Here is a 22070-nt window from a genome sequence, read left to right on the forward strand (position 1 = left end):
CTCCGATTAAACAATTTGATTTTTACCATATTCTTGTAATTTGTTAATTATAAATTCAGCCATTTTTTCTGGATCTTCAGAATTTAAAATATTATATATTGGAGTATTTATGTCAGTATATATCTTTTTCTTTTCATCAATAAATTTATAATCTAGTGTGATATATTGGGGTGTTCTTGCAAGTTGACTACCTTGAAGATTAAAATATGAATTAGAAATATTATAACAATCAATATCATAACCAAACTTATATTTATATGATTTTGATATAAGGTCAAAAAAATCTTTTGAAAGATTACTATATGGTAGACTTAATGCAACAACATCTGGTAAAATAGCTTGAGAAATTTCATAAGCCAAAATGCCAAATCTATTTGTAAATTCATAATTAAAAGGCATTGTACCACCAGGTATACCAATTACTATTATATCCGGATTTTCTTTGATTGATATACTTTTTATATAATAATTAAATAGAATAATTTTTTCTGATTCAGTTATTAGTGTACTATACATAAATCTAGGGAATGAATGAAAATCAAATAGTTCGCAATAATGACGTGATCCTATCTGAGAAACCTTGTAACCCATTTTTTTAAAATTTTCTCTTAGATTTAATTGTATTTCAAATTTATTTGTTCGTTCACTTAGACCAACCACAAAAATTACTGGTACATCAATTGTGTAAATTTTTTCACTTAATGGCTTTTTTGTGTCCATATCTTTATTGGGAAAATATTTAAATAATTTATTATTTTTTGTGCAAATACTTGATATTTCATTTATTATTTTTTGTTCAAGTTCAATCGTACAAATTATATTTTTTAAACTATTAACAGCTTTCATAATGTGTGGAAATATAAATTTATTAAAATCTATATTTCTGCTAGGCTCATTAAAAAACACTGTATCGCAATTTTTTAATGATTCATCAAAATCACTGCTTATCTTTAAATTTATAAGTTCACCACTATCAACATTTCCAATATCTTTACCATTAAACCCCCATCCATTTGGAGATACAGCAGCTACAATATCATATTCATTAATAAGATTATTATGTCTTATTAATGGAGCAGATTCAATGTCAAATGGATATATCATTACCTTATTCTTCACTTTATCACCTCATTTAAATTCATTTCTACATTATTTTCAAAATCATGACCGAATTCTTTTAAAAAACAATAATTTTTAAGTTTTTCTTCTAAAGATAATTTGAATTTTTTACAAAATTCCTCTTTTCTTTTTTCTGAAAATTCTTTTTCTGTAGAGTCTATTAAGGATGCACATATACCACAAAGTCTTATTGCCCAACAATTTTTACAAGCGTTTTCATTTACCTTACCAATATTAAGTATCTTTTTAACCTTATCTATATCAAAACCCGTATCTATATGTCCTATTTGCATAAGATTCGAAGATTCACTAACTCTTTCACATGGATAGAAAAATCCATCTGCATTCATAAATAATCTGTGAGTACCAGGAATACATGGACCAGAAGGATGTGCTCTTTCAGGCAATATTTCTTGAGGAACTAATTTTTTTGATAATTTTGCAACTTCATTATATTCTTCTATTGCTATCCTTGAACAATTTTCAGTACTTTTTTCTTTTATCAAATGATAGAAAATTTTAAATAATTCATATGATTGCTTAGAATAGTAGTCTTGACGTTTTTCATTAATAACTATATCATCTTTTTTATAGTTATTAGATATAAAGGTTGATCTTAATGCTATATTTTTTACAGTATCATAACTAAGAAAAAATTTATCTATACAATCAAAATCATTTTCAGTATCAATAACTGTATTAAAAAGAATAGTTTTTATATATTCAGGAAACTTTTTTTCTATTCTAACAATATTATTAATTACTTTATCAAAACTTCCATTATTATTTAAAGCAAGTTTTCTATGAGAGTTATGTATTTCTTTAGGACCATCCAAACTAATTGTTAACAATACACTATGTTTATATAAGAATTCTACAATTTCATCTGTTAAAAGGGATGCATTTGTAGTCATTGAAAATATTATTTTTTTACAATCAGACTTTTCTTCAGCATACTCTATACATTTCTTTATAAAATTAAATTCAAGCAATGGTTCTCCACCATAAAAACCTATATTGATTGTTTCAACATTACTTGAATGGTTAATAATAAAATCTATTCCTTTTAAAGCTGTTGAAATATCCATTTTTTTATTTGAGTGACTTCTGTTTAAATAGGCGCCTGAATAAACACAATATTCACATCTAAAATTACACTGCTGTGTTACCTGTAAAATTAACATTTGCACATTATTATTTAAATAGTATGGTAATAATTCCTCAGCAGGATGAACTATATTTTTTACTTTATTTGAAGATAAAAATCCATCCTTATACAGTCTATTAACTTCTTTTGTTTCAAAGCAATTATCATTAAACTCTAAGCAATTTTTTAAAAAAGTATACTGCTTATTATCAATATTTAATATAGTATTTTTGTTTACATCATACATATAATACTTACTACGTGTTTTAAAAAGTTTAATAAATGGTTTGTTGATTAACATAAAAGTACCTGCCTTTGAAATAAAATTTTATAATAAAGCGTAGGATAAATTTTTTTATCCTACGCTTTTTACTTTTTTAGAAGAATACATCCCAGTATATTTGATCATTAAGTGAACTGTAAGTTGTACCAGTATCCCTAGCTCCAGAATACATCCCAGTATATTTGATCATTAAGTGAACTGTAAGCTGTACCAGTACCACTACAATTACATATTGCTACACCTGAACAGGCATATGCCTCGATTGTTTCCATAACTTTAACATGTTTTTTACCTAATAATTTCATTTTAAAATCATCCTCCCATATGAAAAATTTATAAAATTATATATCAAAATCCTTTATTTCTTTCTAGAATTGAAATAAGAATTCTAATAACTAATAATCATTTTTATATAAGTACTTGTCCTATTTTTGTAAAATAGAAACAATGATGTATATAAATATAACTAATCCCTTTATATTTTATATAATATAATAAAATTTCTTTTATGTCAAATTATACAAAAATTTAAAAAAACAAATTTGACTGTATAATAATTTTAATATATTCTATATTATGTAAGTCACAAGATTATTTAGGAGGATTCATGAATTATATGCAGGATAAATTTAACAATTTTGTAGGAGTATTTTTAAAAATTCTTTTTTTTCTTATTATGGTAGGAAGCATAGCAATGCCATTTTTAAGTTTTTTTAAACTTTCCTTTAAGAATATAGTATACTCAATAGTAATCATATTAGTTATTTTATTAGCTTGTTTATTTTTAGGACACTTTATTTATAGTCTAGTAAAAAAGGATTTTTCTAATAGATTAATTTTATTAATTATTTTATTATTAGCATTTTTGTTAAGATTATCCTACATTCTGTTAATAGATACAAAACCATTTTCAGATTTTGCAGTAATTTATGCAAGTAGCCAAAAATTTGCATTGGGAGATTATTCCGTTTTCAAGGGTGTAAGTTATATTGCTAGATTTCCTCATTTAACAATTTTATCAATATACCTTGGTGAACTAATAAAGATATTTCATAAACCTATATTTGCAATTAAATTTATAAATATTATTTTGTCTACAATTAATGTATATATTATTTATTTAATTAGTTTTGAATTATATGAAGATAAAGTGAAATCAATTATGATTTCATTTGTGGCATGTATTTTTCCAGCCTTTATATTTTATAATTCCGTTCTTTGCTCTGAAAATTTGGCCATGCCATTTTTTTTAGGAAGTGTATATTTATTTATTTTAGTAATTAAAAATAAAAAGAATTTATTATGGATCTTCATTTCGGGAATATTACTAAGCATAGGCAATCTTTTTAGGATAGTCGGTATTATAATTCTTATAGCTTATATTTTGCACTTATTAATTTATTATAGAAATAAAAAAAGCATTTTAATAAGTGGAATCTTAATCGTATCATTTATCTTACCTTTAATTAGCGTTAATAGTTTACTGTTACATAATAATGTAACTGAATATTCTCTTTGGAATGGAAGGGAACCATTTGAAACATCTATTTTAAAAGGAACAAATATTAATTCGTTAGGAATGTGGAATATTGATGATGCTCAGTTATCAGAAAAATATAACTTTAATTATAACCAAGTTAAATCTGCCAGTATACATATTATTACAGAAAGACTTACTAAAACACCTTTATATAAATTAATTGGATTTTACTTAATTAAATTTATAGCTCAATGGTCTAGTGGAGATTTTTCTGGAGCTTATTGGTCTACAGGTGATTTAAGTATATTGAATCCTAATTTCTCTATTAGTATTATATTATTTGTTTATTCTCAATTACTATACATTATTTTAATAATATCAATATATAAAAATTTGTTTGTAAAAAAGATAGATTCTTATGATAACAAGCAAATACATTTAATTCATATAATATTTTGCGGATTTGTCATGTTCTATTTAATCATTGAACAACAACCAAGATATGCATATATAGTATCTTGGATATTTATATTATTATTTTATGAAATACCATTCAATAAATTATATAGAAATAGTAAAAAAAACAACAAATAATCATTCGTATTTGTGGGAGGATACTATGACAACTATAGATTATCGAAAAGAAAAACTTCTCAATAAAGTTAATAATAAAAATGATACTGAAAAAGATATATTTTTTAGAATATTGCATTATTTTTTGCCTTATTGGAAATCAATGATTATAATACTCTTTACAATAATATCAACATCTATCTTAAATATTGTACAACCTATCTTTACAAAAGACATTATTGATATTGCATTACCAAAAAAGAATATAAGATTACTGTTAACATATATTTTATTATCATTTGGAACTCTACTTATTTCTAGTTTGGTTTCGGTTGGGCAGAGTTATTTAAATACATTCATTTCAAAAAATATTATTCGAGATTTACGTTCTGATATGTATGAAAACTTACAAAGTATGTCTATTAAATTCTTCACTAATGTAAAATCTGGTGAAATCACCTCAAGAATTAATAATGACATAGGAGGAATTGAAGGAATATTTTCAAATACATTTATACAAGTTATACAAGGTGTTTTTTCATTTGTAACAATATCTTTAACTTTATTTTTCATGAATTGGAAATTAGCAATTATAAGTATTATTTCAGTACCAATCTTTTTAATTCCTTCTAAAAAGGTTGGTAGAAAAAGACTTGCGATAGCAACTGAAACTCAAGTGAAACTTGCAGAGTTAACAAACATCATTACAGAAACATTAAATATTAGTGGTATTATGCTTATGAACCTTTTTAATATAGAAAAAGAGAAGAATAAAGAATTTGAAAAAATAAATGAGGATGTAACTAAATTGCAGATTCGTGAAACAATAGTAGGCCGCTGGTTTATTATGACCATTAAAATTTTATCTTCACTTACTCCATTATTGATTTATCTTTTTGGAGGACTTATCTTAATAAAATATAATAATATTAGCATTGGTGAAATTGTTATGTTTGTTACATTAGTTACTAACTTGTATTCTCCAGTTAACACATTTTCTAATATACATGTTGACCTAGTAAGAGCTACGGCACTTTTTAAAAGAATATTCCAATATTTAGATCTAAAAAGTGACATAGCTGACTCATCAAGTTCAAAAATCATAACTAATATAAAGGGGAATATTGAATTTAAACATGTAAATTTTTCATATACAAAGAAAAGTAACACTCTTATAGATATAAACTTTAAAATTGAATCAGGTCAAACAGTTGCTTTTGTAGGCGCAAGTGGTGCTGGCAAAACAACAATTTCATATCTTCTTCCACGCCTTTATGATGTTGATAGTGGTTCTATATTTATTGATGGTATAGATGTTAAAGATTTTACTCTTACTTCTCTTCGTAGTCACATTGGTATGGTTACGCAAGATACATTCCTTTTTAATACTACAATAAAAGACAACTTACTTTTTGCAAAATCACATGCAACTGACCAAGAAATAATATCTGTTTGCAAAGCTGCTAATATACATGATTTTATCATTTCACTTCCAGATGGATATAATACAATTGTGGGTGAACGAGGAATTAAATTATCTGGTGGTGAAAAACAACGTTTATCTATCGCTAGAACACTACTAAAAAAACCTAGTGTAATTATTTTTGATGAAGCTACTTCTGCATTAGATTCTAATTCAGAATCATTAATTAAAAAAACAATTGATCCTATTTTAAAATCTTGTACAAGTTTAATTATAGCTCATAGGCTTTCAACCATTATATCTGCAGATATAATTTTTGTGCTTAAAGATGGTAGAATTATTGAATATGGAAATCACTTAGAATTATTGAAAAAATGTAGTGTATATAAAGATTTATATGATAAACAATTTAGACTACAGAATTAAACTAGTTTAGTTTTATATTTTATGAGGAACTAAAATCTTTGTGCCAAAAATTAGCACAAAGATTTTTTAACTATAGTGTGCCCAGCATGGGCGCAATCTAATGGGTGAAAGTCCCAAGCGCGGGTTGATAGTGCCAAGTGCATAGCTTAAGACAAGGGTGTCCACTGTGAGGTGGAATCTGAAGGAAGTCGGCGGCAAAACTCTGGTCTGACGGACAGAAACTACATATAAGGCATATGTCTGTGGGTAAGTTTGCTATACAAAACAAAGCCCTAAACTATCCGAAACAGGCGGTGTAAATGTAGCAGATAGATGGAGTGAAAGATTGCGTTCTTACCTGGGGAGATCTTAGATTTATGTTGCGGAAATGGATTTTGAAACAATAACCTTTACAGAGATGTAAAGCTGAAATCTGAGAAGTCAGCAGATGTCATATTAGTAGAAGTGTCATGAGACTTCTATGAAGGACTGAACAATAGGAGGTTTTGAAACTTTGGAAAACACAAAGAAATGTGATAACAGCAGACAACTTCATAATGAAGGTTACCTACAATGTGCATAATATAAAAATGTTAATTCAATTAGGAATCTTTATACCTATAATATGGGTTGCAACAAGAAATATATTATTTTCTAGAAAAAGAGATGAACGAGAAATTTTAGCATTATTTAAATCATTAAAAACAACCGTAATATCTGCGGTATTTGTAATAGGATTAATAATAATTTTAAATTTATTGAATGGAACCACTTCAATACCAATTATGTATATCTTTATAATTGCATTAGTTTGTTGTGTTTATTTAGGGGTAGCTCCACATAGCCATCAAGCTAAGTCATATTAAATAGTATTTAGTTCTGAATAAGCACTATATTTTACCAATAATTCTTTCTTTTCATAAGATTCAATGGTGTATTGTAAGAGTACATTATTATTTCAACGATTTTATGGTACACCAAAAAAACCACGTATACAGTGGAAATTTTTAAGATTTTATTTAGTCGGTTTATGCAGCAACTTCAACTATCCCTGATGTTTTTTTATAACAAATTCCAAGAATATCAAAAACAGTTTTCTTGTCCTTTCTATGAGATTTAAGACCGTTCTTAACTATATTTTTAAATACTAATTTTAAGGTATTGAAAGTCTCATTAGGAAATTTTATAAGTTCAAAGTATAGTCTTCCAATATATTCATGAACTATCTCTGAAACTTTCATTTCACTGACTTCAAGCTCTTTATTTTCTAAAACTAAAGTCCTCATCTTAAATATTACAGCAGAGCTGACGAGTAGCAGAATAAGTTTGCCATAAAGCTGACATTGAAACCGTTCTATTTTAACTGGCTTAACGCCATGTATATGAAATATAGATTTCCATGTTTTAAAAATTATTTGTAGGATAAGCAACACCACGCCTTTCTTAATTACTTAAGTAGGTTTTGATGTACTCTCCACCGAACCGTACGTCAGACTGTCTAACAATTAGTTTTTATACTGTTAATGATAAATTTTATCAGAACTATAAGTTTTACATTTTTCAGTTTTAGCAATTTAAGCTTTTTTTTAGCCAATTACCTTATGGATAATTGGCTGAATTTCTCAATCAGTATCGGCACCGTAAGAATATTTATTATACGTTTTAAATTATAGGCAACAAAAATAGAGGCGGCCTCAGCATTAACCGATTCCAATCCTTTGCGTAGAAAATATGTATATCCCAACGTTCGTTTCACAGTTCCAAATGGATGCTCCACAATGCATTGTCTTTTTTTATAGATATTGTTATTCCTATGTGTTATTTCAGCTACTTGATCTAGTAATTCCTCAAATTCCCAACGTTGAATATTTCGTCCTTCTTTTGCTGTGGTACATAGACTTTTTTTAGAACATTCTTTGCAGCTTTTACATTTGTATCGCTTGTACCTTATTCCATTTTTTGAGCTATATTCTGAGAAAGCAAGATCATTTCCTTCTGGACAAATGTAAGTATCTGTATTTTCTTTATATTTGAAATTCTCTTTTCTATATTCATTTTGTCCAGTTGTATTATTGGACTTTGATTTTTTTATATACAAAATTGCTTTTTTATCTAAACATTTTTTTATTTCTTCAGCATTATAATATCCTGTATCTGCAAGAACTTTCAATTTTCTTTTTCTCAATAAGGACTTTGCTCTTAAAGTCATATTTGAAAGTTGATTTAAATCATTTATATCATTTACTACATCGCAATCTACAATTAATTTATTTTTGCTATCAACTGAAGTCTGGACATTGTAGCAAACCTCAAATTTCCCATTGTTTTTCATCCCACGTGCATCACTGTCTGTTTTACAAATTTGGCTAATTTTTTGATCTTTCATTTCCTTTTTTTGTTGTTCATATGCTTCTTTCATTTGTTTATAGGACTCAATTTTTGATTGTAAATCTGCTACATTTTTATTCGATATTGCATTATTCAAATTTTCAGCAGCATCATTGGATTCTATCTGTTTTAAATATTCTTCGATTTTTTCTTCTACATATTCAATCTTTTTTTGGAGCACTGATTCGGTTATATAATTGTGCTTGCTATTTTGAGCCTTTAACTTAGTTCCATCTATAGCTATTAGTTTTCCATCAATTAAACCCCAGCCTTTTAATAATAATGTAAATTCTTTAAGTACATTTCTAAAGGCTTTCTTATTATCTTTAATAAAAGCAGAAATAGTTCCATGGTCAGGCTTTAATGAATTAAGTAGCCACATTACTTCTATATTTCTTCCAGTCTCTCTTTCTAATTTTCTAGAAGACCTAATTCCATTCATATATCCGTAAACATGTAATTTAAGCAATACTTTACGATCATAAGGACATTGACCTTGCTTATTTGAATCATAAACAACAAATCCAAGTTTCTTTAAGTTTAATGAATTTACAAATGCATCAATAATTCTAATTGGATTATCATTTTCAATAAAATCATCTAATGACGTAACCAAATAAGTAGTTTGATTTCTATCAACACCTGCCAAATAAGCCATAATCAACAACCTTTCTTTTCTTTAATATTCTATCTTAATTATACTACTTATTGGCATTGTTAGACAGCCTGACGTACACCTTCCAGCGTATACGGCTCTCCACTTATCAATCTAACAATCCTAAGTGTAAATTCTGATGACACTCTAAACATAATACTAACGTTTTCCTATTTTTAGCTATCATTACTTTTTCCCATTTCTTCATTCCACTTAAACTTTTAAGCTTTCTTACGTGGTGCACTTCAATGTTTTTTGAAGCTTTGAAACACCACTCACACTTGTTTTTAAGCAACCTTGAAATTAAACTTCTAGGTGTAAAATATTTCTCATATGTAGGGACTTTATCAATACCTTTATCTTTAGTAGCAAAGTTTTTTCTTTTAAATCCACCATTGTAGAAAGGAAGAATATTATAGCCTTTTTTTGAAATGTACCTAATTGCAAATTTTCCATTGCAGTTGAACTTTTTTCTAATTTTATGGACGGAAGATTCATATTTTGCTGCAAAAGTTTTATACATACTGTATTCCATAACATATTTAAATCTATGCACCATACTAGCGTTATTAGCAATACTATAATAATTATACAGTCCTACTATTTCACTATTATACTGCTTTAAAATCTCAATATCTGGCATATCTTTCAAGTATCCTCTACGTATAGGTTCCCATATTTCTTTTCCATTAGCATCCTTATTGATTTTAAGGGCTTTATAATCCATTAATTTCTTTTGCCATTTATCCCTTGGCATTATAAGTTTAACTCTGTTGTAAAAATACCTTCCGATGACACCTTTTTTGTTCTTAATTGTATTTGTTCTTCTATCAACTGTAATATCAAAACCAAGAAATCTAGCTTTGTTACTAGAGTTAGTAATTAGCGTTTTTTCTTCTGACATCTTTAGTTTGAGTTTATTTTCTAGGAAGTTACTAATATCTAACTTTATAGATATAGCATCCACTCTACTTCCTATTACTCCGACAAGAAGGCAAGTAGACCAAGGGAATCTCACCCTTAGTCTCTCTCAGAACCGGACTTGAACCTCTCAGCTCATCCGGCTCCCATCATCCAGCCGTAGGCAGAATTCCCATTTGCCAATGTGCAAATAACTTTGGCAATTGCTTAGCAATTCTTCCCATCCATCTTTCTGCTCTTGTTCTGTGTCTTTGTAATTTCTTATATTTTCTTCTAGCCCAATGAACTAATGCTTTATTCATATGACGCAGAACTGTGTATAGCGCTGATTTGTAAAAGCATCCATAATAGTTTATCCACCCTCTTATAACCGGATTAAACATAATAGCTATATCTATTATTTCCTTATCTGGTTTCAGATGTATCCTCCAATTTCTTATAACTTGCCTCATTGCTTTGCAAGCTTTATTACTGGCTGCCGGTAAGAAACTTATAAAGTATTTGCCATACTTGTTCTTAGACCTTCTCGGTCTAAAGGTATATCCAAGAAAATCAAACTTTGTTATTGGATAATTCCCACGCCTGTCGTCATCTTTACAGTACACTATTTGTGTTTTCTCCGGATGTAGCTCTAATGCGCATTGTTTAAACCTTTGGTTTAATTTTATCAATAGATTATCAGCTTCATATTTTGTTTTGCAGTGTGCTACCGCATCATCTGCATAACGTGCCCATGGATTGCTTGGAAAATTAATTTCCATCCATTTATCGAAGGTATAGTGTAGAAAAAGATTCGCTAAGACCGGACTAATCACCGAGCCTTGAGGGGTCCCAGATGTTCTCGTTATTATGCTACCATCCTTATCTTGAAGTGGCGCTGTTAGCCATCTTTCAATATAAAGCAGTATCCATGTACAGTTAGTATGTTTTCTTACAGCTTTCATTAGTAGCTCATGGTTGATGTTATCAAACAGACCTTTGATATCAAACTCAAGAACCCAGTTATATCTCCAGCATCTTTTTCTTACTATTGCAATTGCATCAATTGCAGATTTCATTGGTCTATACCCATAAGAGTCTGGATGAAATATTGGTTCTACTTTTGGTTCAAAGTGTATCTTTACTACCATTTGAGTGGTGCTATGTCAATAAAAAGTACAAATTAAAATGAGAAAGTTCTAATTAACTTCCATATTTTAACTTGCCATTGACATACTAAGTTCCTTGACTTTTTCATATGTTTTTTCAAACTCATTTGGTGACATATAATTGCAGTGACTATGAATTCTTGTAGTATTATAAAACGTTTCAATGTATTCAAATACAAGAATATAAGCATGACGATAATTTTTAATTCTAAAACGATTTATCCATTCACGTTTAATAATTGCGTGGAAAGATTCAATACATGCATTATCCCATGGAAAAGCTTTCTTGGAATAACTAAGTATCATTTTTGAAGCAGCCTTTTGATATTCTTTTGATATATACTGACTGCCCCTGTCACTGTGTATAATAACTGGGTTAGCAAGTTTTCTATTTTTCTTAGCTTTATTAATTGTGTCAATAACACATGAGACAGCTAAAGTTTCCGTAAGCGTCCAAGCTATAATTTTTCGAGAGTATAAATCCATGATGCTTGTAAGGTATACAAAACCTGCATTAGTCCAAAGATATGTAATATCTGTGCACCATACTGCGTTTGGTGCAGATGAATTAAATTGCTCATTTAGAACGTTTTCTAGTTTGCTGCTGAAATCAGAATCCTTTGTAGTAACGGTATATGGTTTTACATATTGAGCTTTAATGCCAAGCTCCTTCATGTATTTCCCAACTGTACGTTCTGATATTTTTTCACCAGCTTTTTGTTTTCTTTTGTGATTTTAGGAGCACCATAATTTTGGTGGGATTGATCATAGACTTCCTTAATTTTTTCCTTTACAATTTCTTTTCTCTTTTGTTGATTTGAAGGTAGGCGATGCAGCCATGAATTATACCCTGAACGTGAAACGCCTAATATACGAAGCATTCCGTTGACAGAAACTTGGCGTTTCCACTTGAGGTCTTCACATTTATCTTGGACTTCAAGATATATTGCTTCTGTCACTTTCCCAGAATGCTTATGGCTTTTTTTAATACATCAAGAGCATCCTTTGTATCACGAAGTTCACGCTTTAATCGTGCAATTTCCTTTTGTTCATCACTGGAATAATTACCTGAACCTCGAACTTGAATACCATTTTCGCTTTTAGAATCTCTAATCCACTTTGACAAAGTGCTACCACCTATATCAAGGTTTTGAGCACAGCCTCTTACTCCAAGTTCTTTATGATCCATATAATATTTTACAGCATCTTCTTTGAACTGCTTGTCATGTTGTTTTTTCATGATTAAGTTCCCCCATCTCTTATATTTATTCTAAAACTTATTAGGAACTTTCTCAATTTCTCTTGTACTATTTTTATTCTAACACCAGTTTACCTATTCCTATGATGGAATTTTTCTTTGACACTACTCGTACTGTAATCAATATGATATTAAAAGGAACCTTAAAGCGTTTCCAGGATATTAAATTTGTTATTCCGCATGCTGGTGCATTTTTATCAATACTAGCTGATAGAATTGTTCCTGCTCTTCAAATTACACCTGACTCATTTGGAGATAATATAAAAAAAGAAGAAGATAGAATAGATGTATTTGATGCTTTAAAAGGATTGTACTATGATATAGCCGGAGCTTGTCTACCTAGGCAATTAACTGATCTTTTACAAATTGTTGATGTTAATAATTTATTATATGGCAGCGATTATCCATATACACCGGAAGTTGGATGCATTGCCTTAGCGGCTGCTTTAGATAAAACTGATTTGCTTACTGATGAACAACGTTGTGCTATTTACCGGGATAATGCATTAAAATTATTTCCTCGCTTAAAGTAGGCCATAGCTGACTTATTTTAGGAATAAAGTTTGACCATTTCTAAATAATGCGATATTTTAATTCGTAAATGATAGAGAACTTCTCACTGTAAGGTTATAGATACTGGTAATAAATAAAGTTGATTTAGGGGGAGCTTAAATGAAAAAAGTAACTATATTTATCGGGAGCCAACGAAAACAGGCAACTTACCAAGCGGTGCAAGAATTTGAAAAGAATTTAAAGTCATACGCAGAAATCGAGTTTGAGTATGTTTTTCTTAAGGACTATCATATTGAATACTGTAAAGGTTGTAATTTATGTTTTAATAAAGGAGAAGAATATTGTCCCTTGAAAGATGACCGGGATTTATTGATCGAGAAAATGAATAATTCAGATGGGGTAGTTTTTGCTACACCCAATTATTCATTTCAGGTAACGGCGCTTATGAAGTGCTTAATGGACCGGTTGGCATTTACCTTACACCGGCCACGTTTTTTCGGCAAAACCTTCACGGCTATTGTTACCCAAGGTATATTCGGAGGAGTATCTATCGAGAAGTACCTGGAAAGAATAGGAGGAAATTGGGGATTTTGCGTGACTAAAGGATGCTGTTTGACAGCATTAGAGCCCAGAACGGAGCTTGAACAGAGAAAAATATCAAAGAAAATTAAAAAGACTTCTGTAAGATTTTTTAGAGAACTTATGCGTCCTGCGCCGTCGCCTCCTTCCTTTTTCAAGTTAATGGTTTTTAGATTAACTCGTACAAGCATGATGCTGATTCTGAATAAGAAGTACTATGATTATCGCTACTTTAAAGAAAAAGGCTGGTTTGAGTCTGATTATTATTATGATACTTCGTTAGGGTTTATTAAGAAGATAGCAGGCAATTTCTTTGATTTTATAGGAAAAAGATTGGCTAAAAAAAGATAGGACAACTGACATTGTGCAATTGAAGCAATAACCGTAAATACACATATAGGATACACCTTCAGTATACTCTATTTTTCTTTTATATGGTCAATTACCAGCATAGCTGTCACCAAGTACACAAGTAAAAAGTAAAATTGAAAACGCAGTGATGTAAAAGACCTGACATAGATATGCATTTCTGTGGTCTCTGCAGTAATGGAACAAAAACGGCAATACACAATACATAAAATTCCAAGCATATAAAAAATGGGAGTTTTATGTATTGTGCTTATATTACCATGTCAGTCCAAGTTCATCACAATGGGCATCACCTTCAGTAAAGCAGTTCTTCTGGTAAGCTTCGCTATCTAAATCACGTAATATTTCATATACCGTATTTTTTAAATCATCAATGCTCTTATATTTCACAAAAATTATATAGTCAGTATCCGTGGACCCAGATTCTTGCATATTATAATAATGCTTTAAGTATTTTTCAATATTTTCTTTGACTTTTTTCTTCCCACGTACAAATTTATTATTATTTTCAACTCTCAGACTTATACGGACTTCAGCTATTTTCTCACTGGAAGAATCAAGATCGTTTTTCAAGCTATTCACTTGCTTTTGTATATAGCGATATAAGGTTGCTTGGCTTATTCCAGACATTTCTACAATTTCGCTTATACTGTATTCTTTTGAATTATATAATTTCAAGGCTTTATCTATATTTCTATCTTTAACTTTTGGGCGACCCCCTTTTCTTCCTCGGGCTCTTGCACTTTTAAGTCCCTCCCTAGTCCTTTGAGCTATAAGATCTTTTGTACTTCTCCTAATCTTGAAAAACTCTCTATAACTAAAGTATCACCATTTCTAACTTTATCCTTTAATCTCATTAACTCCGGTCTATTAGTTTTGATACCAGACATTTTTTCAGTTAAGATTTCATTGCAGTTATATTTTTTAAGCATATCCAATTGGCGTATCAAATCTTATTGCTGCGTGCTAACTCTGGCATAACCGTAAATATAATTAATATTCATTGAAACAGCCTCCTGCTCGTGATAATATTATCCTAAAGGGAAGTTTATGTAAATTTGTTTTTGACAATAGTTTTGATAATGACTTCTAAGTGTTTTGACAATCCTAAAAACTAAAAATTTTAAGTTATCATAAACCAGGGTTTTTGATAAAAGAACTTGTAAGCATTCTATATCAATGGATTGGCAGTTTTGCAAATAATGTAATTTCTATTGCCATTATTGTTCCGTTACTACAGACACCCCACATAGTATAAAAATTAAAGAATTGAGCTTCTTGGTTTACTATGATTACTACGTATTTTTATAGTGTAGTTAATTGCACAGATGCTCCCTCAACCCCAAAAAGCTGCAATAAGCTTTTGCGAATTTACACAAAACTCATTGTAGTATCTTTTTTTATTGATTTCTAAGTCACTACTCTCCCTGTTTATATACAATTGTAGTTTTATGACTTATAAAATCATATGGGAAAACAGCTAGTCCACCATTTCTGTCTAAATCTAGTCCATTGTTAAAGTAACATCTCCATACAAATTGTGAACAATAGAATTTATCAGTTGTAGTTTTATTGAATATATCAAAATTAAAAGGTGTGTTTATTTTGGTATGTCCATATTCAATGGCACCTTTAATAGTTTCTTCATTAGTCTTTGGACGTAGAATAAGAATTTTTTTGTATCTAGTTCTCCAATCATTTTCAACGTTTTGAACACCGTTTGGCATGACTTCAAGAACTTTTTTTGGATCTGAATCTACCATAGCAGCATGGGTAGTAAGTGAACCCATCTTAATTGCATTAATATCAGTATTGTCAGCATCAAATACTGCTATTAATATGTCGCCAGGTTTTCCAATGGCTTTTCCTGTAGAATTATACAAGTCCATATCCTTGTCTACTTTTAAGTTATCCCAATTTCTATCTATTTTTATTTGAAATTGTAAAGTATCTACTATTTCTTTTGCAATTTCATCAGGTACGTTTAAACTCTTTTTTACATCATCAATAGTAATTTGGGCATCTGGTTTAGTTATAGTATAACCAGAGTTAACAGATCTGATAGGTAAAGGGGCCGCATCTACACTTAAATAATTGATATTAACAGATATTAACACTGCAATAAGTAAAGATAAAATTAATCTTTTTTTCATAATAACATCCTCCTATAAAATAAATATATTTAATTTACATATTAAAATTAAGATTTATATATAAGTTGAATTTTTCATACACTTGTCCTATTAAATTATGTAAATAAACTTGATTTTTTATTTATTAAATTAAGTATTTCATCAACCCCCTTTTTATACCCTCCTGCTTCTCTGAGCGATTTCCCAATCTTTTTACTGTTTATTTTAAAATTGTTGTCTGAAAGAATCCTAACTACTGACTGCTTCAATACTTCTGGAGTAACCTTATCTTTTTCAATAACAATACCTGCACCTAATTCAGCTACTCTATTAGCTACAGCAGGCTGATCAATAAATTGAGGAATAAGAATCAATGGAACATCATAATACAAACCCTCATTTGTACTGTTCATGCCGCCATGGGTAATGAACACATCTGCATGTTTTAAAATTTCAAGCTGAGGTACATAATTACGAATAATAAAATTTGATGGAATAGATTTAAATGTATTAACATCTATGTTTTTACCTACAGACATAATAATCTTTGCATCCATATTATCAAAAGCTTTAAAGCAATTTTCATAAAACTCAATAGAATTATTAAATATAGTACCTAAAGATATATAAATAACTTTCTTCTTATCATTAGTTTCCAAAGGAAAGCTTATATCTTCCTTTCTATCTGATATTGATGGACCAATGAACTTATAGCTTTCATCAAAACTTTCACCACAAAGTTGAAAATATTTAGAAGTATATACAATACTAATCATGCCTTTTCCAAAAATTACATTAGAAGCACTAGGACACTTTATACCATATTTTTCTTGTGAATATTTAACAAAGTTTATATACTCCGAACTATTTAGGAGTTCCTGTATCTTAGGTTCAATTTTATTAAATAGCGATGATAAACAATTTGTTCTTTCATTTGCTGCAAAAGTAGTAATAGAACAAATTGCAGGTATTTTTAATACTCTTCCTACTTCATTACCTAGCATAAATACTGAATCATAAATAATGTAATCAAATTTTTCCTTTGAATTAAATAAAATTTCAATTATTTTTTTAAAGATATCAATGAAATTTAACAGCGACTCACTATTTTCTAAATTTAAGTTTTCATTAACTAAATTTGCTATATCAAATGAATTATTATAACCTTTAAATTTAGCTCCTGTCTTTTCTATTTTATTTCTAAACTCTTCACCGGCAATATAAGTAACCTGTTCTCCTCTATTCATTAATTCATTAATGAGACCTATAGTAGGGTTAACGTGTCCATGACCGCACATATTTACAAATAATATTTTTTTCATTTAAGATCCCCCTTATTTATGCAAAAATCATACCATATTATACCATATTATTCTATAAATGAGCAAATTTAATTCAATAAATTATTATTATGGGTAGCAGTGAAAGCATTCGTGTCATATACTGAAAAGTAGATACCATTATATGTAACTTACTTCATAAAATCAGTTTTGAGATACCTTCTATAAATCCATTTAAACGGCTTGTTACGGTGTAAATGTTTCAAGTGCTTTCTTATCTTAATCCATATATACGTATCGAGATTTTCGAATATCTTCTTTGCAACTTGACTTGACCAGTAGTTTCCTATGCCTCTAATTATTGGATTCAACTTTGCAATTAGGTCTCCAACTGACATTTCCCACAGTTGTTTAAAAACATTCTTTATTGTTTCTCTGGCTTTTTTCACACTCGCCTTCGATGGCTTTATTAGAAGTTGCATCCCTTTGTTAGATTTATATTGTCTTAAATTGAATCCGAGGAAGTCGCAACCTTCGCTAATATATGGGGTAATGGGAGTATTGATGTCATGTACTGAAAAGTAAATGGAATTAATTGGGCTATTGGCTATTCGCCAATAGCTTTTCCTTGTATTTGCATATTGCCATGCTTTGTATTCATTAATTCTAAGCCTTTTAAGATTATCATGCTTAGTTCTAATCTTTTTCCACTGCTTCTCAAAGCACGTTCTCAATCTTCTTCTAGCCATATAAGGTTACAAATTATTTCTTAAAGTCTTTTTTATATATGTATACAGATTAATTTAAGAAATGAGGTTATGAAAAATGGATTAAATGGTTTTAGAATTACAACAATGGTTAAATGATACTTATGGAAATAACTCAATTTACACACCTGTAATGGGTAGTGGGAGAACACATAAACAAGAATTTTGTTATGTGTTTATTATAAAAATCATTTTTTAGGAGGGCTTTCATCATGACAATCTCACTTGATTCAAAATCAATACCAAAATATAATGAACAATTAGTAATACCGCCTGTTTATGAACCAACTGTGATAGCAGATACTCAAACAGGGAAAATAAGCCACAACTATACCGTAGATGTAAGCGAGTTTTCGCAACAAATTTTACCTTCTGGCTTCCCAATGACTACTGTATGGGGATACAGCGGGGCAGCAAAGGATCCATTGACAGGTACTTTATTTCCGAATTTTAAAAACGCTCCAGGTGCCACCTTTGAAGCAATAAGAGGTATACCAATTAATATCCAATGGGTTAACAGCCTTACAGAACCTCATCCTTTACCTGTTGACCCTACACTGCACTGGGCAGATCCTAACGGATTAGGTATGGTAGATCCAGCAACAGTTCCAGCTTTTCCACCAGGTCTTGCGGCAGCACAAAGTCCTGTTCCTATAGTTCCACATTTGCATGGTGGGGAAACCGAGTCTTCATCAGATGGACATCCTGATGCATGGTTCACTAATGAAGAAGCTATAAAAGGTTCGACATTTACTAAATCACTTTATACCTATCTTAATACGCAATTGCCATCTACTCTTTGGTATCACGACCATACATTAGGATTAACAAGACTGAATGTTTTAATGGGTCTTGCAGGTTTTTATCTTCTTAGAGATCCTAAAAATCCATTAGATAAGCCAAACTCTGTTTTACCAAAGGGCAAGTATGAAATACCTATAGTGATTCAAGATAGATCATTTAATACAGACGGTTCCTTTGCGTTTCCAAGCCTTGGAATAAACCCTGATATACATCCTTATTGGGTACCAGAGTTTTTTGGGGACACTATAACGGTTAATGGAAAAGTATGGCCAAACCTTAATGTAGAAAGAAGACAGTATCGTTTTAGAGTATTAAATGGATCAAATGCAAGATTTTATAATCTCCAGTTCTCTAATAAAATGACTTTTACTCAAATAGGTAGTGATGGTGGATATCTCCCAAGTCCAGTAAATCTTACGTCCTTACTTTTAGCACCTGGAGAACGTGCTGATATACTTGTGGACTTTTCCGGAGTTGCTGCGGGAGACAAGATTATTCTTGGGAATGATGCAAGTGCCCCATTCCCTACAGGGACTCCCGCAGATCCTGAGACCGTTGGGCAAATTATGCAGTTTACTGTGTTGGATGTTCCCGCAGTTTCTCCATCTGTACTTCCAGCAAGGCTTAACACTATTCCGGCTCTAAAAAGCGATTCCCCAAAAAGAACTCTTGTATTAATTGAATTAACGGGTTCTGCTGGGCCTGTGGAAATTCTTCTTGATGGTCAAAAATGGAGTGCACCAATTTCAGAACTTCCAAAGGTTGGTTCAACTGAGGATTGGGAAATAGTTAACTTAACTCCAGATGCACATCCAATTCATTTGCATCTTGTACAATCTCAGGTTGTAGCGCGTCAAACTTTCCAGGCTGAACAATATAAAACTGACTGGATAGCAATAAACGGCACTCCTCCATTTAATAGCCCAACTACTGTGTTACCTGCTACACAATATCTGGAGGGTAATCCAGCCTTGCCTGCAGCTAACGAAGATGGATGGAAGGATACTGTTAAAGCTAATCCTGGAGAAGTTACTACAATTAGGGTTCGTTTTGCTCCACAGGACACTTCGGTTGATGACACTTCGCCAGGTGTTAACTTGTATCCTTTCAGGCCTGATCTTGGACCAGGATACGTTTGGCACTGCCATATAATAGACCATGAAGATAATGAAATGATGAGACCATATAAAGTAATATTATAAAAACATTAAATTACAAAATCTGATAATAGAACCTTCAAAAGAAGTGTAGAGAAAGTTAAAGTTCCTTTATTTATAATTATAAATGAAGGAACTTTAATACAAATTTTTACAGTATATATTTAGAGTTCCCCTTAAGCAACTTTTACAGTTTTAAAAATAATCTCAATAGGTACATTACTTTGAGTATACTTATAAATTCATTGAATATTATCTTTTTTAACACTATTTCTGCAAATTAATAACTCTTTAATAAGAGAATCATTAGCATTTTCTTGAATTGAGATATAGCAATGATTCGTGTAAAAAACAGCTTCAAACCATTATTTACTGTATAAAAATAAGTAAAATGGCCATTTACAAGCCATATATTCACAAAAGGTAAGATTTTGTGTAAAAGGTTTAAATTAAATGTTATTTAATATCAATAATTTATATAATTATGTCATTATTCACTATTTATTGTATTAGGATGAGTGAAAATTAAATATTTTATTAATCATATCTCTTAATGTAGTTTCTATAAGCAATATTGATAACACCTCAATATATATCTGTTTCTGATTTCATTAAAGAATCTAACTATCCATTTAAGTTTTGATTTTAGATGATTATTCTTTCATATAACAAATATCATAAAATCAAATTTATTTAGATTTAACATTATTTTTATAATATGATAGTAAATTATTTTACTATTATATTAAATTAATTTGTTAATTTAATTATAATAAATTTGTAAAAACAGGTTACAAATAATACCAAAAACTCCTTCTTATATAGTATCAATATAAAAAATGGAGGGGTTTTATGAGAAATTTATTTAATTTAGTAAAAGAAGCACAATTAGACAATAAGGATTCTATGTTAGCTATTATAGAAAAATTTAATCCATTAATAAAAAAATATAGTAGAAAACTAAATTATGATGGTGCAAATAGCGATTTAATAATAGCTTTAATAGAAACAATAAGAGCTATTCCTATATTCACAAATGATGCTTTGAAAAAAGAACAATATATAATTGGATATATTAATACTTCTATTAGACATAAATATATTAGACTCTCTAAGAAACATATAGAGATAACTAATAAAGAAACAGAATTAGATATAAATATTCTTTTAAAAAATACAACAGAAGAAAGTCAAGATTTAATAGATAATTGTATTTTTTTAAACGCTTTATTAGACAAGCTATCTCAATATCAACATGATATTATAAATAAACTTTTTATTTATAATATGTCGGAAGTTGATTTAGCAAGACAACTAAATATATCTAGACAATCTGTAAATAGAATAAAAAACAGGGCTTTAAATAATTTAAGGAAAGTAGCTCTTGAATAGTGTGGTGAATTAAATCAAAATGGAAAGTGATGTATTAAAACTAGCTGCATCTCAGGGAATATGGGCATTATTATCTGTAATATTAATATATTATATTTTAAAAGCTCAAGAAAAAAGGGACTTAAATCAAGAGATTAGAGAGAAAAATTATCAAAATATAATTTTAAATTTAACAAAGGAATTTGAGGCAATAGAAGATGTAAAAAAAAATATTATTATAATTAGAGAACATATAGATAAAAAAAATAAGGATTAAATTTCTTAATAATATTATTAA

At 29.5% G+C, this 22070-nt stretch carries 22 protein-coding genes and 1 pseudogene; 8 read left to right on the forward strand and 15 right to left on the reverse strand.

What is annotated here, in order from left to right:
• Nucleotides 1-6: 6 nt before the first annotated feature.
• From CLOPA_RS23310 to CLOPA_RS24630, 3 genes are all read right to left on the reverse strand, one after another.
• The gene (locus CLOPA_RS23310; RefSeq protein WP_015617868.1) at nucleotides 7-1119 is read right to left on the reverse strand and encodes a TIGR04066 family peptide maturation system protein; all 1113 of its coding nucleotides are present in this window, start codon (nucleotides 1117-1119) and stop codon (nucleotides 7-9) included.
• Entirely contained in the window at nucleotides 1116-2567 is a 1452-nt protein-coding gene (ccpM, locus tag CLOPA_RS23315; RefSeq protein ID WP_015617869.1) for a Cys-rich peptide radical SAM maturase CcpM, read from the reverse strand. Before ccpM ends, CLOPA_RS23310 begins: the two co-directional genes overlap by 4 nt.
• A 137-nt stretch (nucleotides 2568-2704) precedes the next feature.
• Nucleotides 2705-2854, reverse strand: coding sequence for a CLI_3235 family bacteriocin precursor (locus tag CLOPA_RS24630; protein WP_015617870.1), 150 nt, complete (start codon nucleotides 2852-2854; stop codon nucleotides 2705-2707).
• 302 nt (nucleotides 2855-3156) lie between these two features.
• On the opposite strand from CLOPA_RS24630, the gene CLOPA_RS23320 reads away from it, so the two are divergent.
• The 3 genes from CLOPA_RS23320 (at nucleotide 3157) to CLOPA_RS23330 (ending at nucleotide 7296) form a co-directional block, all read left to right on the forward strand.
• On the forward strand, nucleotides 3157-4623 hold the full coding sequence (locus tag CLOPA_RS23320) for a glycosyltransferase family 39 protein (RefSeq protein WP_015617871.1): 1467 nt from the start codon (nucleotides 3157-3159) through the stop codon (nucleotides 4621-4623).
• Nucleotides 4624-4648: 25 nt separating this feature from the next.
• The gene (locus tag CLOPA_RS23325; protein WP_015617872.1) at nucleotides 4649-6451 is read left to right on the forward strand and encodes an ABC transporter ATP-binding protein; all 1803 of its coding nucleotides are present in this window, start codon (nucleotides 4649-4651) and stop codon (nucleotides 6449-6451) included.
• A gap of 485 nt (nucleotides 6452-6936) precedes the next feature.
• Nucleotides 6937-7296: a hypothetical protein gene (locus CLOPA_RS23330; RefSeq protein WP_015617873.1), complete on the forward strand. Its 360-nt coding sequence runs from the start codon at nucleotides 6937-6939 to the stop codon at nucleotides 7294-7296.
• Between the two features lie 162 nt (nucleotides 7297-7458).
• On the opposite strand, the gene CLOPA_RS25450 is transcribed toward CLOPA_RS23330, so the two are convergent.
• The 7 genes and pseudogenes from CLOPA_RS25450 to CLOPA_RS23360 form a co-directional block, all read right to left on the reverse strand.
• Nucleotides 7459-7716 carry a hypothetical protein gene (locus CLOPA_RS25450; RefSeq protein ID WP_155242025.1) on the reverse strand — a complete coding sequence of 86 codons (258 nt, stop codon included), beginning with the start codon at nucleotides 7714-7716 and terminating at the stop codon, nucleotides 7459-7461.
• Between the two features lie 308 nt (nucleotides 7717-8024).
• Complete coding sequence (locus tag CLOPA_RS23340; RefSeq protein WP_015617719.1) at nucleotides 8025-9476, reverse strand: IS1182 family transposase; 1452 nt, start codon at nucleotides 9474-9476, stop codon at nucleotides 8025-8027.
• A 106-nt stretch (nucleotides 9477-9582) separates the two neighbouring features.
• A complete protein-coding gene (locus CLOPA_RS23345) occupies nucleotides 9583-10491 on the reverse strand; it encodes a group II intron reverse transcriptase/maturase (protein WP_155242026.1) in 909 nt (302 codons plus the stop codon).
• 52 nt (nucleotides 10492-10543) lie between these two features.
• Nucleotides 10544-11527, reverse strand: a pseudogene (gene ltrA / locus CLOPA_RS23350) (group II intron reverse transcriptase/maturase); the annotation flags it as partial.
• A gap of 63 nt (nucleotides 11528-11590) precedes the next feature.
• Entirely contained in the window at nucleotides 11591-12217 is a 627-nt protein-coding gene (locus CLOPA_RS23355; RefSeq protein WP_431602587.1) for an IS3 family transposase, read from the reverse strand.
• Nucleotides 12214-12423, reverse strand: a complete 210-nt coding sequence (locus CLOPA_RS26905) for a hypothetical protein (RefSeq protein ID WP_431602588.1) — start codon at nucleotides 12421-12423, stop codon at nucleotides 12214-12216. Before CLOPA_RS26905 ends, CLOPA_RS23355 begins: the two co-directional genes overlap by 4 nt.
• Before the next feature lie 74 nt (nucleotides 12424-12497).
• The gene (locus tag CLOPA_RS23360) at nucleotides 12498-12782 is read right to left on the reverse strand and encodes a transposase (RefSeq protein ID WP_015613496.1); all 285 of its coding nucleotides are present in this window, start codon (nucleotides 12780-12782) and stop codon (nucleotides 12498-12500) included.
• Between the two features lie 143 nt (nucleotides 12783-12925).
• Here CLOPA_RS23360 and CLOPA_RS23365 point away from each other — a divergent pair, with 143 nt between their 5' ends.
• Together CLOPA_RS23365 and CLOPA_RS23370 are read left to right on the forward strand one after the other, a co-directional pair.
• Complete coding sequence (locus CLOPA_RS23365; protein ID WP_242834353.1) at nucleotides 12926-13333, forward strand: amidohydrolase family protein; 408 nt, start codon at nucleotides 12926-12928, stop codon at nucleotides 13331-13333.
• Nucleotides 13334-13472: 139 nt separating this feature from the next.
• Entirely contained in the window at nucleotides 13473-14243 is a 771-nt protein-coding gene (locus CLOPA_RS23370) for a flavodoxin family protein (RefSeq protein ID WP_015615004.1), read from the forward strand.
• Between the two features lie 273 nt (nucleotides 14244-14516).
• On the opposite strand, the gene CLOPA_RS26705 is transcribed toward CLOPA_RS23370, so the two are convergent.
• The 5 genes from CLOPA_RS26705 to CLOPA_RS26345 all read right to left on the reverse strand — a co-directional run bounded on the left by CLOPA_RS26705 (nucleotide 14517) and on the right by CLOPA_RS26345 (nucleotide 18422).
• Entirely contained in the window at nucleotides 14517-14843 is a 327-nt protein-coding gene (locus CLOPA_RS26705) for a hypothetical protein (RefSeq protein WP_242834352.1), read from the reverse strand.
• 188 nt (nucleotides 14844-15031) lie between these two features.
• Nucleotides 15032-15193, reverse strand: a complete 162-nt coding sequence (locus CLOPA_RS26710; RefSeq protein WP_242834283.1) for a recombinase family protein — start codon at nucleotides 15191-15193, stop codon at nucleotides 15032-15034.
• A 486-nt stretch (nucleotides 15194-15679) separates the two neighbouring features.
• Nucleotides 15680-16414 (reverse strand): YiiX/YebB-like N1pC/P60 family cysteine hydrolase, encoded by a 735-nt coding sequence (locus CLOPA_RS23385; protein ID WP_015614968.1) that lies wholly within the window; start codon nucleotides 16412-16414, stop codon nucleotides 15680-15682.
• A gap of 95 nt (nucleotides 16415-16509) precedes the next feature.
• Nucleotides 16510-17715: a macrolide family glycosyltransferase gene (locus CLOPA_RS23390; protein ID WP_015614967.1), complete on the reverse strand. Its 1206-nt coding sequence runs from the start codon at nucleotides 17713-17715 to the stop codon at nucleotides 16510-16512.
• Between the two features lie 149 nt (nucleotides 17716-17864).
• Nucleotides 17865-18422, reverse strand: coding sequence for a group II intron maturase-specific domain-containing protein (locus tag CLOPA_RS26345; RefSeq protein ID WP_080648292.1), 558 nt, complete (start codon nucleotides 18420-18422; stop codon nucleotides 17865-17867).
• 230 nt (nucleotides 18423-18652) lie between these two features.
• Between CLOPA_RS26345 and CLOPA_RS23400 the strand changes: the two genes are divergently transcribed.
• The 3 genes from CLOPA_RS23400 to CLOPA_RS23410 all read left to right on the forward strand — a co-directional run bounded on the left by CLOPA_RS23400 (nucleotide 18653) and on the right by CLOPA_RS23410 (nucleotide 22049).
• Nucleotides 18653-20446 (forward strand): multicopper oxidase family protein, encoded by a 1794-nt coding sequence (locus CLOPA_RS23400; protein WP_015614966.1) that lies wholly within the window; start codon nucleotides 18653-18655, stop codon nucleotides 20444-20446.
• A gap of 807 nt (nucleotides 20447-21253) precedes the next feature.
• Nucleotides 21254-21793: a sigma-70 family RNA polymerase sigma factor gene (locus tag CLOPA_RS23405; protein WP_015617874.1), complete on the forward strand. Its 540-nt coding sequence runs from the start codon at nucleotides 21254-21256 to the stop codon at nucleotides 21791-21793.
• Nucleotides 21794-21812: 19 nt separating this feature from the next.
• Nucleotides 21813-22049, forward strand: coding sequence for a BhlA/UviB family holin-like peptide (locus CLOPA_RS23410; protein WP_015614964.1), 237 nt, complete (start codon nucleotides 21813-21815; stop codon nucleotides 22047-22049).
• Nucleotides 22050-22070: the final 21 nt, after the last annotated feature.

Origin of the sequence: Clostridium pasteurianum BC1, assembly GCF_000389635.1 — a bacterium.
GTDB classification, from domain to species: Bacteria; Bacillota; Clostridia; order Clostridiales; family Clostridiaceae; genus Clostridium_I; species Clostridium_I pasteurianum_A.

Bases quoted from the DNA above. Each gene is read 5' to 3' on its own strand.
- ccpM (WP_015617869.1), bottom strand. From the start codon at position 2,567: ATGTTAATCAACAAACCATTTATTAAACTTTTTAAAACACGTAGTAAG.
- CLOPA_RS24630 (WP_015617870.1), bottom strand. From the start codon at position 2,854: ATGAAATTATTAGGTAAAAAACATGTTAAAGTTATGGAAACAATCGAG.
- CLOPA_RS23320 (WP_015617871.1), top strand. From the start codon at position 3,157: ATGAATTATATGCAGGATAAATTTAACAATTTTGTAGGAGTATTTTTA.
- CLOPA_RS23325 (WP_015617872.1), top strand. From the start codon at position 4,649: ATGACAACTATAGATTATCGAAAAGAAAAACTTCTCAATAAAGTTAAT.
- CLOPA_RS25450 (WP_155242025.1), bottom strand. From the start codon at position 7,716: ATGAGGACTTTAGTTTTAGAAAATAAAGAGCTTGAAGTCAGTGAAATG.
- CLOPA_RS23340 (WP_015617719.1), bottom strand. From the start codon at position 9,476: ATGGCTTATTTGGCAGGTGTTGATAGAAATCAAACTACTTATTTGGTT.
- CLOPA_RS23355 (WP_431602587.1), bottom strand. From the start codon at position 12,217: ATGAAGGAGCTTGGCATTAAAGCTCAATATGTAAAACCATATACCGTT.
- CLOPA_RS26905 (WP_431602588.1), bottom strand. From the start codon at position 12,423: ATGCTTCGTATATTAGGCGTTTCACGTTCAGGGTATAATTCATGGCTG.
- CLOPA_RS23360 (WP_015613496.1), bottom strand. From the start codon at position 12,782: ATGAAAAAACAACATGACAAGCAGTTCAAAGAAGATGCTGTAAAATAT.
- CLOPA_RS23365 (WP_242834353.1), top strand. From the start codon at position 12,926: ATGATATTAAAAGGAACCTTAAAGCGTTTCCAGGATATTAAATTTGTT.
- CLOPA_RS23370 (WP_015615004.1), top strand. From the start codon at position 13,473: ATGAAAAAAGTAACTATATTTATCGGGAGCCAACGAAAACAGGCAACT.
- CLOPA_RS26710 (WP_242834283.1), bottom strand. From the start codon at position 15,193: ATGCTTAAAAAATATAACTGCAATGAAATCTTAACTGAAAAAATGTCT.
- CLOPA_RS23385 (WP_015614968.1), bottom strand. From the start codon at position 16,414: ATGAAAAAAAGATTAATTTTATCTTTACTTATTGCAGTGTTAATATCT.
- CLOPA_RS23390 (WP_015614967.1), bottom strand. From the start codon at position 17,715: ATGAAAAAAATATTATTTGTAAATATGTGCGGTCATGGACACGTTAAC.
- CLOPA_RS26345 (WP_080648292.1), bottom strand. From the start codon at position 18,422: ATGGCTAGAAGAAGATTGAGAACGTGCTTTGAGAAGCAGTGGAAAAAG.
- CLOPA_RS23400 (WP_015614966.1), top strand. From the start codon at position 18,653: ATGACAATCTCACTTGATTCAAAATCAATACCAAAATATAATGAACAA.
- CLOPA_RS23405 (WP_015617874.1), top strand. From the start codon at position 21,254: ATGAGAAATTTATTTAATTTAGTAAAAGAAGCACAATTAGACAATAAG.
- CLOPA_RS23410 (WP_015614964.1), top strand. From the start codon at position 21,813: ATGGAAAGTGATGTATTAAAACTAGCTGCATCTCAGGGAATATGGGCA.